This window comes from Pseudoalteromonas sp. H105, from assembly GCF_001469215.1.
GTDB lineage: Bacteria > Pseudomonadota > Gammaproteobacteria > Enterobacterales > Alteromonadaceae > Pseudoalteromonas.
In genome coordinates this window covers 215,666-228,753 of record NZ_LOFH01000006.1, presented here as the reverse complement: position 1 = coordinate 228,753, position 13,088 = coordinate 215,666, and the positions used below count along the sequence as shown (strand labels likewise).

Below are 13,088 nucleotides of genomic sequence, written 5' to 3'. Positions count from 1 at the left end.
CAATAAATATTACTCAGCGTCAGCTTCTTTGAACTTTGCTGCCGTTTCAGTAATCAATGGTTGTAACTCACCACGCTGGAACATTTCGATGATGATATCGCAACCACCGATTAATTCACCTTCAACCCATAGCTGTGGGAATGTTGGCCAATTTGCATAAGCTGGAAGTTCAGCACGGATATCTGGATTTAGTAAAATATCAACATACGCAAACGGTTCGCCACAAGACATTAGAGCTTGAGACGCCTGTGAAGAAAAACCACAATTTGGTAATTTTGGTGAGCCTTTCATATAAAGAATAATTGGATTTTCTGAAATCTGCTGTTTAATTTTATCAATGGTTTCCATCTACAACCTCAAAGTGACGATAGCTGAACATATTTATGGCTTGAAAAATTTTCATTAAGCCTTATATATGTATCTTAAAATGGGCAAATAAAGCCGCAATCGAAATAGTCTTGCATTTGCATTGCTGTTTTGCATTGCTGTTTGCTAAAACTTGAGTAAAATACTCAACAATTATAGTAACACTATAATTCTGTTTGGTATAGATAAGTGGTCTGTTCGAGCAGGCATTACGTATTACCAAACGGACTATCAACCAAAAGAAGATGGAGATAAAAATGTCATTTGAACTACCGTCACTACCGTATGCAATTGATGCACTTGAGCCACACATTTCAAAAGAAACGTTAGAGTTTCACCACGGCAAACACCACAACACTTATGTTGTTAAATTAAATGGTTTGATCCCTGGCACTGAATTTGAAGGCAAAACACTTGAAGAGATCGTATGTTCTTCAGAGGGTGGCGTGTTTAACAACGCAGCGCAAATTTGGAACCACACTTTCTACTGGAACAGCCTATCTCCAAATGGCGGCGGCGAACCAACTGGCGCAATCGCTGACGCGATCAATGCTAAATGGGGCTCATTCGATGCGTTTAAAGATGCATTAAATGATAAAGCAGTAAACAACTTTGGTTCAAGCTGGACTTGGTTAGTTAAATTAGCAGATGGTTCACTAGACATCGTTAATACATCTAACGCTGCTACACCTTTAACTGATGCAGGCGTTACACCGGTTCTTACTGTTGATTTATGGGAACACGCATACTACATCGATTACCGTAACGTGCGTCCTGATTACCTTAAAGGTTTTTGGTCTCTAGTTAACTGGGAATTCGCGAACGCAAACTTCGCATAATTTAGCAACTTATATAGAGTTTGCTAATAAAAAAGGTGCTTCGGCACCTTTTATGTTTACATCATATATCGCCGAAAAGCATTTATTGTTCAATTAAAACCTTATCTCTCAATGCCACAAATAGTCTGAAGTGCATGCCTTCTCATGCTCCTTTAAGTTTTATCATTAAATTTCCCTCTACACTAGTCTCCTCTTATTTAAAGGGGTGTCGAGGTTAAGTAGGCTTGGTCTTAGCTAAAATTCGGTACATATACACAAAAACCATCAATAAAAATTAAAAGACACTAAGATAAATTTTTAATTTTATTGCACAAAAAGTCAAATTCGTGACTAAGCTTTAGTTAACCTTTGCTTATTTTTAAATCATTCAGCACCTAGTTTAAGCAGGTTCTTTGGAGGTCTTCATGAGTATTTTCGAGCATTACCAAGCACGCTACGAAGCGGCACAAGAAGAAGAATACAGCATTGCTGAATTCTTAGAAATTTGTAAAACCGATAAATCGGCCTATGCCAGCGCTCCTGAGCGACTATTGATGGCGATAGGTGAGCCAAAAATGGTGGATACTTCTACTGACGCAAGGCTCAGTAGGCTATTTTCAAACCGCGTTGTCGCTCGTTACCCTGCCTTTAATGATTTTTATGGCATGGAGGAGGCCATTGAGCAAATAGTCTCTTACCTTAAACATGCCGCTCAAGGGCTTGAAGAGTGCAAACAAGTACTTTATTTACTTGGTCCAGTTGGTGGCGGGAAATCTTCGATTGCAGAGAAGCTAAAATATTTAATGCAACAAGTGCCTATTTATTCAATTAAAGGCTCACCTGTTAATGATCACCCCTTAGCATTATTTGATGTGAATGAAGATGCTGGCGTACTTGAAAAAGAATATGGCATTAAACCTCGCTACTTAAAAACAATCATGTCCCCATGGGCAACCAAACGCCTACATGAATTTAATGGTGATATAAGTCAGTTTAAAGTAGTAAAGCGTTATCCCTCAATCTTAAATCAAATAGCTATTGCAAAAACTGAACCCGGCGATGAGAACAATCAAGATATCTCTGCACTCGTTGGTAAAGTAGACATTCGTCAGCTTGAGCATTTCGCCCAAAGTGACCCTGATGCCTATGCATACTCAGGCTCACTATGCCTAGCTAATCAGGGGCTTATGGAATTTGTGGAGATGTTTAAAGCCCCAATTAAGGTGCTTCACCCCCTACTAACAGCGACCCAAGAAGGTAATTACAATGGTACCGAAGGGATCAGTGCACTGCCTTTTAACGGGATGATTTTAGCCCACTCGAATGAATCTGAATGGCAAACATTTAAAAACAATAAAAACAATGAAGCATTTCTAGACCGTGTTTACATTGTCAAAGTACCTTATTGCCTTCGCGTTTCTGAGGAAATTAAAATTTATGATAAGTTACTCGAGCACAGTGAATTGTATAATGCGCCTTGTGCACCAGGCACATTGGAAACATTAGCCAAGTTTACTACTTTATCTCGCCTTAAAGATCCTGAAAACTCAAGTATCTACTCTAAAATGCGTGTTTATGATGGTGAAACACTAAAAGACACAGATCCTAAAGCAAAATCGTATCAAGAGTACCGTGATTATGCGGGTGTAGATGAAGGTATGACAGGACTCTCAACACGATTTGCATTCAAAATTCTATCTCGTGTGTTTAACTTTGATACACTTGAAGTTGCAGCTAACCCCGTGCATTTATTCTATGTACTAGAGCAACAGATTGAACGAGAACAGTTCTCTGCTGATGTAGAGGATCGTTATTTAAGTCACTTGAAAGGCTATTTGATTCCGCAATATGTTGAGTTTATAGGCAAGGAGTTACAAACAGCTTACCTTGAGTCTTACTCTGAGTATGGACAAAATATATTCGACCGCTACGTAACCTACGCCGACTTTTGGATTCAAGACCAAGAGTACCGTGATCCCGATACAGGCCAATTGTTTAACCGTGAAGCACTCAATGCAGAGCTTGAAAAAATTGAAAAGCCTGCGGGGATCTCTAATCCGAAAGATTTTAGAAACGAGATAGTTAACTTTGTGCTTCGTGCTCGTGCTCACAATAACGGTAAAAACCCACTTTGGACGAGCTATGAGAAACTTCGGACAGTCATTGAGAAAAAAATGTTCTCAAATACCGAAGAATTGTTACCCGTTATTTCATTTAATGCCAAAACTTCGGCTGAAGATCAGAAAAAACATGAAGACTTCGTTAACCGCATGGTCGAAAAAGGCTACACCCAAAAACAAGTTCGCTTGCTATCAGAGTGGTACTTACGCGTTCGCAAGTCGCAGTAGTAAAGTGACTGGTGCATTTTAGGGGGTCAATATATGGCGAATTTTATAGACCGTCGTCTAAACGGTAAAAACAAAAGCACGTTGAATCGTCAGCGTTTTATAAGACGGTATAAAAAACAGATAAAAGAGGCGGTATCTGATGCTGTAAACAAACGCAGTGTGACAGATACCAGCAGCGGAGAAAGCATTTCAATCCCGCAAAGAGATATTAGTGAACCTATTTTTCATCAAGGCAAAGGCGGTGATAGAGAGCAAATACACCCTGGCAATGATCAATTCTCGACTGGCGATAAAGTAAAGCGCCCTCAGGGGGGGCAAGGGGGAGGTGCTGGCGAAGGTGACGCAAGTGATACTGGTGAAGGAGAGGATGATTTTGTGTTTTCTATTTCAAAAGACGAGTATTTAGATTTACTGTTTGAAGATTTAGAACTGCCAAACCTTCAACAGAACCAACTTGATAAATTAATACAAATGAAAACACACCGTGCCGGATTTTGTAGTGATGGCATGCCTAGTAACATAGATATTGTTAGGTCACTACAAGGCTCTTTAGCTCGGCGTGTCGCCATGTCCGCAGGTAAAAAACGTCGCTTAAAAGAGCTCAATGAACAACTTGCAAACCTGCTTGAAGAGAGTGAGCCTGACCGAGCAGCCGTCACACTAATAGAAAAAGAGATCGCACTATTAGAGCAACAGATTAAAGCTGTGCCTTTCATTGATAACTATGATCTGCGGTTTCGTAATTATGAAAAACAGCCCCACCCCACCAGCAAGGCTGTGATGTTTTGTATCATGGATGTGTCAGGCTCGATGGATCAAGCAACCAAAGATATGGCAAAGCGTTTCTATATCCTGCTGTATCAGTTTTTAACACGCAGCTACAAAGATATAGAAGTGGTGTATATCCGCCATCATACTCAAGCGAAAGAAGTGGATGAGCAGGAATTTTTTTACTCGCAAGAAACTGGTGGCACAATAGTTTCAAGTGCGTTGAAGCTAATGAACGAAATAATTAAAGAACGTTACAACTCGTCACAATGGAATATTTATGCTGCACAAGCATCTGATGGCGACAATTGGGCTGATGACTCGCCTCAATGTTCACAAATCCTTCGCAATAAATTACTCGATGACGTACGTTATTACGCCTATATCGAAATCACAACTCGTGCTCATCAAAGCCTTTGGCGAGAATACCAGAGTATTTGCCAAACTTACGACAATTTCGCTATACAGCATATCAAAAGTGTTGAAGATATATACCCTATTTTTCGTGAGTTATTTAAGAAGAACCGTCAACATCAAGGTGCTGCGTAAATTGCACAATGAGGTATTTATATGACCGATAAACGTATGAGTGATGGTCCTGACTGGACGTTTGAATTACTACAGCAATATCAAGATGAAATAGCACGTGTTGCAGAACATTATCGACTAGATACCTATCAAAATCAGATAGAAGTGATCACGGCAGAACAAATGATGGATGCCTACTCAAGTGTGGGCATGCCTATTGGCTATAGCCACTGGTCTTATGGTAAGAAGTTTATCCAAACTGAGCAAAACTATAAGCGTGGTCAAATGGGCCTTGCTTATGAAATTGTCATTAATTCTGATCCTTGCATCGCGTATTTAATGGAAGAAAACACATTACCAATGCAAGCACTGGTCATGGCCCATGCGTGTTATGGACACAATTCATTTTTTAAAGGGAACTACCTATTTAAAACGTGGACTGATGCAGGTTCAATTATTGATTACTTGTTGTTCGCTAAGAATTACATCTCTCGTTGCGAGGAGAAGTATGGCATCGATGAAGTCGAAACCCTTATCGATTCCTGCCATGCGTTAATGAATTACGGTGTTGATAGGTATAAGCGCCCACAACAAATATCTTTATTTGAAGAGCAAAAGCGTCAACAAGAACGCGAAGAATACATGCAATCACAAGTCAATGAACTTTGGCGTACCATCCCTGTTCAGCATCAAGAGGCAAAGAAAAGTGAACATAACTTTCCCTCAGAACCACAAGAAAACATTTTGTACTTTATAGAGAAAAATGCGCCACTTTTAGAGTCATGGCAACGTGAAATAATTCGTATTGTGAGAAAAATATCCCAATATTTTTACCCACAAAAGCAAACACAAGTAATGAATGAAGGATGGGCCACATTTTGGCATTACACCATTTTGAACCACCTATATGATGAAGGTAAACTAACCGACTCATTTATGCTGGAGTTTTTACAAAGCCATACCAATGTTGTGTATCAGCCACCCTACAATAGTAAATATTATTCAGGTATTAATCCTTATGCACTAGGCTTTAATATGATGGTAGATATTAGACGTATCTGCGAAAAACCGACTGAAGAAGATAAACAGTGGTTTCCAGAATATGCAGGCAGTAATTGGCTTGATACACTTCACTTTGCAATGGAGAACTTCAAAGATGAAAGTTTCATTAGCCAATTTCTATCACCGAAACTCATCCGAGATTTTAAGTTATTTACTATCATTGACCATGAGAAGGATCCCACGTTAGAAATAGGTGCTATTCATGATGATAGCGGCTATCATAAAGTGCGTGAAGCATTATCAGCCCAATATAATTTAAGTAATCACGAACCAAACTTACAAGTATTTAATGTGGATATTCGAGGTGATCGCTCACTGACTTTACGCTACGTTCCTCATCAAAATATACCTTTAGCTGATTCATATGATGAAGTACTTAAACACCTTTATCGTTTATGGGGCTTTAAAGTTAAATTAGAGCAACAGTCCACATCAGGTGAGGTCACATTACTTGCGCAATGCCCTACTGATGACTCACGGCATATAGTAGAGTGAAGGTAAACAATTGTGCATTAATGAAGGAACATTAGGGTCTGTTTACCTTTGCGGATTAAAATTTGTTCAAACTTGGGGCGATTTAATCGCGGCGCGAGGTTTGTAACCTAGTGGACTAAGTCAAAACCGAGTAACAAAGAGTAAATAGCCCCTAGGCAGAACACGCAGGGCAGCGCCTGTTTGGCATTGATGCTGCGTTATCGCCTATTTATGGGGAATACCACACCACATAGGCGCTGACTTGCCTAAATACCAAACAGACTGCTTCAAATTTAACCTTGAAAGGTCAACATACCCTAGCTGGCAAGTAAAAAAATGACGCTTATTAGCGTCATTTTTCTTTATTCAGTTTCAGCTTGCTGAAGGGTGATGTAATCGGTAATGCAGTTTCTACCTTTATCTTTTGACACATAGAGCGCTTTATCTGCAGCTTCAATCCATTTTTCATAGCGCTCAAAGTCAGCTTGAAAGCAAGCAAGGCCAATACTAATCGTCATTTTTATTTGCTGACCATCAAAAAATATTGATGAGGCTTCGATTAAACTGCGCAGTCTCTCAGCAAATATTTCGGCGCCCGCTTTATCTGTATCTAAAAGCGTAACCGCAAACTCCTCGCCACCGTAACGACCTGCAACGTCCGTTTCACGAAGTGCTTTTCGTAATAGATCTGCAATATGGCGTAACGCCTCATCACCACAACGGTGTCCGTACTGATCATTGATTTTTTTAAAGTGATCAATATCAAACATCAGCAAACAGCTGACCCCTGCACTTCTTTTAATCCTTAAAAATTCTTTCCTAAGCGAATCTTCCCAGTGACCACGGTTATTGAGCTTAGTTAATGCATCTGTTTGACTCATTAATTCTAACTTGCTATTTAACTCTTCAAGTTCTTTTTTGTTTACCGCTTCATCTGTAACATCATAAATAATAATACAGATATGACTCACTTCACCTCTAACATTAGATAAAGGTATAAAAGTGGCGTTCTGATACATATGATCCGCTTTACCGGTGATAGGCCTGTAATTTTTAAAGCGAAAAATGTAAGGCTGTTGTTCCCAAATGGTAAAAGAGCGGTTTTTCAAAATAAATACTGATTCTGATTTACTACGAAACCATTTTTCGTCAATTGAAGGGAAAAGATCAAATAAGTCTTTATCTTTAACCGCACTAGGTAGTAAGCCTGAATGGTTTTCCATAAACCCATTCCAGATACATACTTTGTACTCGCGGTCTAACACCACTAAACCCACATCGACCGTGTTAAACATATCCATTAACCAATGGATTTCATTCATATTAAAATCAGCAGCTGGCATAATGTTAGTCTTCTAATAGATAAGCAACTTTGTATTTCAAAGTTTTCAGTGAATCTTCGGTAAATAACAGCATTAAATCACAATTTATATTGTGGTTTTCAATGCCGTAACTGATCTCAATAGCAAGTGTACGTTGCCAGCGCGACTTATTAGCTTTCACTAAATCTGACACATCGCAATGCTGTCCCAGTACAACTGGATGTCCTTGGCTAAATGTCATATCTAACTGGCGAGAGAGACCAGTAAGAATTGCACCAATCAAGATATTGCTAACATCCATAAGTAGCTCAAGTTCAACTTTGTTATTTAGCTCGCCTTGGTAATTCATTAATGAAGCAATTTCTTTGAAGCTTGAATCATTCAAAAGCAGTAATGCTTCACCAGATACGCCCCCACCGATAAACCCTTGGCATACACCTGAAGTCGTGGCATTTGCATCAATTGAACGCAACGCCATATCTAATTCATTAACTTCTAGAATATTGACGTTAGGTATAGGCAGCTCGACGAAAACATTTAATAACCGAGCAAGTAGGTCACCCGCTTGGCCCATGGCAACATTCGTTAGCTCTTGATAAATATCCCGCACATCCGGGTCAACTTGCTCCCCAAGCTGATGCGCTAAACGCTCCCGCATGGCTTTGTCTTTAATACCATGGTGTTCGATGATGTCGGCAAGTTTTTGAGCATCACAAGGTTTTTGAATAAAATCAATAGCACCTAAGCCAAGCACTCGTTGGTGAGCGTTAGGTTGAATATCACCCGACACTACAACGGTTAATACTGAAAGAGATTGATTTTGAATTTCTTGCAGTACTTCGTAGCCATCCATTTTTGGCATATTAAGATCTAGAAAAAGGATTTCTGGCTGTATCGCTTTTATTTGCTCAATACAGTGCTCACCATCTTCAGCAAACTCAACTTTGATATCCCAATCATCTGGTAACGATCGTGCTAATTGTCGCCGTGCTAGCTTTGAGTCGTCGCAAATTAATACCGATGTTGACATAGCTTCTCTCTGTTTTGCAGTTGCACGTATATAGTATACAACATGCCTTTATTGTTATTTGTCAGCGAATAAACGTTTAACTGTGTAATATGTTAATCAATGTAACCCATATTTACAATTTTAAATTACAGTAAACTCTTTGTCCTGTTAGTTGATTATAATACACTGAATACAATTGCGTTAATTTTAAAGGAAATACCTTATGCTTAGATTGTTTACGTTTGTTTTATGTAGCTTTTATGCAACAACCTCCGCTGCTGATATTACTCAAAATACCCTAGATGCTGGTAAAGTAACCGCTCAATCAAAACCTGTAACGTTACTTGGAAATGGCGTTAAAGTCAGTCAGCAAGCCCCAAACTTTAAAGTTGTGAATGATTCTTTTGCCCCTGTCACGCTAAAAGACTACCAAGGTAAAGCCATTTTAATTAGCGTCGTTCCCAGCTTAGACACTGGTGTGTGCAGCATTCAAACTAAGCATTTTAATGAAAAAGTCGCTGAACAATTTCCAAATATCGCCATGCTGACAATCAGCGCAGACTTGCCTTTCGCACAAAAACGGTTTTGTAAAGCTGAAAACATTGACAAAATTACCACATTATCAGATTCAGTTTGGCGGGATTTTGGTCAAAACTATGGGTTAATCATTAAAGATATGGGCTTACTCACACGCGCTGTATTTATATTAGATAATGAGCACAAAATTGTTTACAAGCAGTTAGTTAATGAGTTATCAAAAGAGCCTGATTACACACCCGTCATTGATGCGATGAAATCGCTCTAAACCATTACAAAATAATGAATTAAAAAACCGCCCTACAGGGCGGTTTTTTTGGTCATTCTTAACCTAGCAATTCACCTAACTGACTGCTTACAGCTTCAACGGCTTGCGTTCCGTCAAGTTTATGATATTGCGTATTACCTGCAGAGGCTTCTGCCTGGTAGTAATCAACTAATGGCATCGTTTGCTCATGGTAAATACCTAAACGTTTACGTACTGTTTCTTCTGTGTCATCCGCACGAATAATAAGGTCTTCACCCGTCACGTCGTCTTTACCTTCTACTTTAGGAGGGTTATATACAATGTGGTATACGCGACCAGATCCCGGATGTACGCGGCGTCCGCCCATACGCTCAACAATGATTTCGTCTGCAACATCAAATTCAATAACGTGATCAACTACAACGCCATTTTCTTTCATTGCATCGGCTTGTGGAATAGTACGCGGGAAACCATCAAGCAAAAAACCTTTCTCACAATCTTCTTTAGCGATACGCTCTTTTACTAGCCCGATGATGATGTCATCAGAAATTAACTGACCAGCATCCATCACTTTTTTTGCTTCAAGACCCAGTGGTGTGCCTTCTTTAATTGCTGCACGTAACATATCACCAGTAGAAATTTGTGGAATACCGTATTTGTCCATCAAAAACTGAGCTTGAGTGCCTTTACCTGCACCCGGCGCGCCCAAAAGAATAATGCGCATATCATTGTCCTCGGTTGATACTGTTCTGAAAAAGCAGTTCAGTATTATTTATTTTAAAGATTGAATTCTTCCATATGCGCCGCGGATACTCAAGCAACTTATACTAATTGCTTACCCCCAATACACAAAAAAGGGAGCAATAAGCTCCCTTTTCAATTAATGACTCTTTTGAACCTGTTATTTACTAAGATCGAGCATCAATTTATTCAAACGAGTCACGAAACCTGCTGGATCTTTTAACGTTCCACGCTCTGCAAGCAATGCTTGATCAAGCAACACATGTGACCACTGAGAGAACTTATCTTCATCTTGTTCAACATTTAAATGCTTAACTAGTTGATGTTCTGGGTTAAGCTCAAAAATTGGTTTGGCTTCTGGTGCTGCTTGACCTACAGACTCCATTAGCTTTTGCATTTGTGAGCTCATATCATTGTCATCGCTAACCACACATGCAGGAGAATCAGTTAAGCGGTGAGTAAAGCGAACGTCTTTAACGCTCTCACCCAATGTCGTTTTAATACGTTCGACTAAACCTTCAACTTCTTTTTCTGACTCTTCTTGTGCTTTTTTGGTTTCTTCGTCGTCCAAATCACCTAAATCAAGATCACCCCGTGTGATTGACTTTAATGGCTTTTCAGAGAACTCTGTTAAGTGGCTCATCATCCACTCATCAACACGGTCGCTTAGTAATAATACTTCAATACCTTTCTTACGGAAGATCTCTAAGTGTGGTGAGCTCTTAGCAGCAGTAAACGAGTCAGCAACAACATAGTAAATTGCATCTTGACCTTCATTCATGCGCTCAATGTATTGCTCGAGTGAAACATTTTGAGCTTCTTCGTCTGTGTGCGTTGAAGAGAAGCGTAATAATTTAGCTATTGCTTCTTTGTTGGTCGCATCTTCAGCTGGGCCTTCTTTCATTACTTGGCCAAATTCATTCCAAAATGTTTGGTAGTCTTCAGCTTTGTTTTTAGCCATACGCTCTAGCATTTTTAAAATACGCGATGTACAGCCCTTACGAATTGCTTGCGTTACTTTGTTATCTTGTAAAATTTCACGCGATACATTCAATGGTAAATCGTTTGAATCTAGTAAACCTTTTACAAAGCGCAAGTAGCTTGGCATAAATTGCTCAGCATCATCCATTACAAATACACGTTGCACGTAAAGTTTTAAACCACTCTGACGCTCACGATTCCATAAATCGAAAGGGGCTTTTTTAGGGATATAAAGGAGGCTTGTGTACTCAGTTTTACCTTCAACTTTATTGTGGCCCCAGCTTAGTGGCTCTTCCCAGTCATGGCTAACATGCTTATAAAACTCTTTATACTCGTCTTCAGATATTTCTGATTTATCACGCGTCCAAAGAGCGGTAGCACGGTTAATACTTTCCCAATGTGCTGGCTCTGCAGGTGTTTTCTCGCCATCTGGGCCTTCTGACTCAGGTACTTCTTCTTTAAACATTTGTACTGGTGTAGAGATATGATCTGAGTATTTAGTAACAATACTACGCAAACGCCAATCATCAGCAAACTCTGCTTCATCTTCACGAAGATGCAGAATAATGTCTGTACCACGACCTTCTTTTTCAATTTCTTCTAGGGTGTATTCGCCTTCGCCTTGTGATTGCCATTCAACACCTTTATCTTCACCTGCTTTGCGTGTACGAACTGTCACTAAGTCAGCCACAATAAATGCCGAGTAAAAACCAACACCAAACTGGCCTATTAATTGTGAATCTTTACTTTGGTCGCCAGTTAGGTTTTTAAAAAATTCAGCAGTGCCTGATTTTGCAATTGTGCCTAACGAGCTAATAACTTCATCACGCGTCATACCGATGCCGTTGTCAGAGATAGTCACTGTTTTTGCATCTTTATCTGCACTAATACGAACGCGTAAATCCGCATCGCCTTGATATAATTCACCATTCGAAAGTGCTAAAAAGCGAAGTTTGTCGGCCGCGTCTGAAGCATTTGACACAAGCTCACGTAAAAATATTTCTTTATTCGAATAAAGTGAGTGAATCATTAAGTTTAATAATTGTTTAACTTCTGTTTGAAAGCCTAATGTTTCTTTTTGTGCTGCAGTCATTTATATATCTCCAATTAGCAAAGTGTCTGCGTTATGCACTTAATATGGGGCACAGAGTGTGAACTTCAAGGGAAAAATTAAAAAAGGTTTATGTGTTTAGGAAAAAAGTTTAAACGCGTTAAATAAAAAAGCCCGTGCATATGTAAAATATGCACGGGCTTTTTAAAAAATTAGGAATTAATCTCTACTAACGGCCTTACGACCACTAAAGGCATGCATAAGAGTCATACCATCTAATAAATCTAACTCGCCACCCACGGGGATACCATGGGCAATCCGAGAGGCTTCCACATCATAACGATGGCATAGTTGAGCGATATAATGGGCGGTAGTTTCGCCCTCAACCGTCGGATTGGTTGCTAGTATCACTTCATTGATGCCACCTTCACTTAGTTTAGCTTCAAGAATATCAAGGCCTATTTCATTCGGGCCAATACCATCAATCGGCGATAAGTGACCCATTAATACAAAATATAAGCCTTTGAATTGCCCTGTTTGCTCTATCGCAAGCACATCAGTGGGTGATTCAACCACACATAAAACACCACTGTCTTGGCGCTTAGGACTCATACAAATTTCGCATTGTGGCTGTTCTGTAAAAGTGCGACATGATTGGCAATGCCCTACTGCACTCATAGCCTTTGTTAACGCATTACCCAATTGAGTTCCCCCTTTACGGTCACGCTCAAGTAGGTGAAAAGCAATGCGTTGTGCTGATTTTGGGCCAATGCCGGGTTGGCACCTTAATGCTTCAATAAGTTGGCTTAAACTGTGTGAAAGTTGCATTATTTACC

Annotated in this window: 11 protein-coding genes; 5 read left to right on the top strand and 6 right to left on the bottom strand. The window is 39.6% G+C overall.

The window, feature by feature from the left end; translation table 11 throughout:
• Positions 1 to 9: 9 nt before the first annotated feature.
• The gene (locus ATS75_RS12370; protein ID WP_058560728.1) at positions 10 to 348 is read right to left on the bottom strand and encodes a Grx4 family monothiol glutaredoxin; all 339 of its coding nucleotides are present in this window, start codon (positions 346 to 348) and stop codon (positions 10 to 12) included.
• A gap of 275 nt (positions 349 to 623) precedes the next feature.
• On the opposite strand from ATS75_RS12370, the gene ATS75_RS12365 reads away from it, so the two are divergent.
• The 4 genes from ATS75_RS12365 to ATS75_RS12350 all read left to right on the top strand — a co-directional run bounded on the left by ATS75_RS12365 (position 624) and on the right by ATS75_RS12350 (position 6,385).
• Positions 624 to 1,205 carry a superoxide dismutase gene (locus ATS75_RS12365; RefSeq protein ID WP_058560727.1) on the top strand — a complete coding sequence of 194 codons (582 nt, stop codon included), beginning with the start codon at positions 624 to 626 and terminating at the stop codon, positions 1,203 to 1,205.
• A 404-nt stretch (positions 1,206 to 1,609) separates the two neighbouring features.
• The gene (locus tag ATS75_RS12360; RefSeq protein WP_058560726.1) at positions 1,610 to 3,532 is read left to right on the top strand and encodes a PrkA family serine protein kinase; all 1,923 of its coding nucleotides are present in this window, start codon (positions 1,610 to 1,612) and stop codon (positions 3,530 to 3,532) included.
• A 33-nt stretch (positions 3,533 to 3,565) separates the two neighbouring features.
• Positions 3,566 to 4,849 (top strand): YeaH/YhbH family protein, encoded by a 1,284-nt coding sequence (locus ATS75_RS12355; RefSeq protein ID WP_058560725.1) that lies wholly within the window; start codon positions 3,566 to 3,568, stop codon positions 4,847 to 4,849.
• 21 nt (positions 4,850 to 4,870) lie between these two features.
• On the top strand, positions 4,871 to 6,385 hold the full coding sequence (locus tag ATS75_RS12350) for a SpoVR family protein (protein WP_058560724.1): 1,515 nt from the start codon (positions 4,871 to 4,873) through the stop codon (positions 6,383 to 6,385).
• A gap of 341 nt (positions 6,386 to 6,726) precedes the next feature.
• Here the strand turns inward: ATS75_RS12350 and ATS75_RS12345 are convergent, their stop codons facing one another.
• Positions 6,727 to 7,707 carry a diguanylate cyclase gene (locus ATS75_RS12345; RefSeq protein WP_058560723.1) on the bottom strand — a complete coding sequence of 327 codons (981 nt, stop codon included), beginning with the start codon at positions 7,705 to 7,707 and terminating at the stop codon, positions 6,727 to 6,729.
• Between the two features lie 4 nt (positions 7,708 to 7,711).
• A complete protein-coding gene (locus ATS75_RS12340) occupies positions 7,712 to 8,716 on the bottom strand; it encodes a response regulator (RefSeq protein ID WP_058560722.1) in 1,005 nt (334 codons plus the stop codon).
• A gap of 202 nt (positions 8,717 to 8,918) precedes the next feature.
• On the opposite strand from ATS75_RS12340, the gene tpx reads away from it, so the two are divergent.
• Positions 8,919 to 9,500, top strand: a complete 582-nt coding sequence (gene tpx, locus ATS75_RS12335; protein ID WP_058560721.1) for a thiol peroxidase — start codon at positions 8,919 to 8,921, stop codon at positions 9,498 to 9,500.
• A 58-nt stretch (positions 9,501 to 9,558) separates the two neighbouring features.
• Here the strand turns inward: tpx and adk are convergent, their stop codons facing one another.
• The 3 genes from adk to recR form a co-directional block, all read right to left on the bottom strand.
• Positions 9,559 to 10,203, bottom strand: a complete 645-nt coding sequence (gene adk / locus ATS75_RS12330) for an adenylate kinase (RefSeq protein ID WP_058560720.1) — start codon at positions 10,201 to 10,203, stop codon at positions 9,559 to 9,561.
• A 177-nt stretch (positions 10,204 to 10,380) separates the two neighbouring features.
• Entirely contained in the window at positions 10,381 to 12,294 is a 1,914-nt protein-coding gene (gene htpG, locus ATS75_RS12325) for a molecular chaperone HtpG (RefSeq protein ID WP_058560719.1), read from the bottom strand.
• Between the two features lie 177 nt (positions 12,295 to 12,471).
• Positions 12,472 to 13,080, bottom strand: coding sequence for a recombination mediator RecR (gene recR / locus ATS75_RS12320; RefSeq protein ID WP_058560718.1), 609 nt, complete (start codon positions 13,078 to 13,080; stop codon positions 12,472 to 12,474).
• Positions 13,081 to 13,088 lie beyond the last annotated feature (8 nt).

Excerpts from the sequence above, each read along its gene's own strand:
- ATS75_RS12365 (WP_058560727.1), top strand. The coding sequence starts at position 624 with ATGTCATTTGAACTACCGTCACTACCGTATGCAATTGATGCACTTGAG.
- adk (WP_058560720.1), bottom strand. The coding sequence starts at position 10,203 with ATGCGCATTATTCTTTTGGGCGCGCCGGGTGCAGGTAAAGGCACTCAA.
- recR (WP_058560718.1), bottom strand. The coding sequence starts at position 13,080 with ATGCAACTTTCACACAGTTTAAGCCAACTTATTGAAGCATTAAGGTGC.
- ATS75_RS12340 (WP_058560722.1), bottom strand. The coding sequence starts at position 8,716 with ATGTCAACATCGGTATTAATTTGCGACGACTCAAAGCTAGCACGGCGA.
- ATS75_RS12360 (WP_058560726.1), top strand. The coding sequence starts at position 1,610 with ATGAGTATTTTCGAGCATTACCAAGCACGCTACGAAGCGGCACAAGAA.
- htpG (WP_058560719.1), bottom strand. The coding sequence starts at position 12,294 with ATGACTGCAGCACAAAAAGAAACATTAGGCTTTCAAACAGAAGTTAAA.
- ATS75_RS12370 (WP_058560728.1), bottom strand. The coding sequence starts at position 348 with ATGGAAACCATTGATAAAATTAAACAGCAGATTTCAGAAAATCCAATT.
- tpx (WP_058560721.1), top strand. The coding sequence starts at position 8,919 with ATGCTTAGATTGTTTACGTTTGTTTTATGTAGCTTTTATGCAACAACC.
- ATS75_RS12355 (WP_058560725.1), top strand. The coding sequence starts at position 3,566 with ATGGCGAATTTTATAGACCGTCGTCTAAACGGTAAAAACAAAAGCACG.
- ATS75_RS12345 (WP_058560723.1), bottom strand. The coding sequence starts at position 7,707 with ATGCCAGCTGCTGATTTTAATATGAATGAAATCCATTGGTTAATGGAT.
- ATS75_RS12350 (WP_058560724.1), top strand. The coding sequence starts at position 4,871 with ATGACCGATAAACGTATGAGTGATGGTCCTGACTGGACGTTTGAATTA.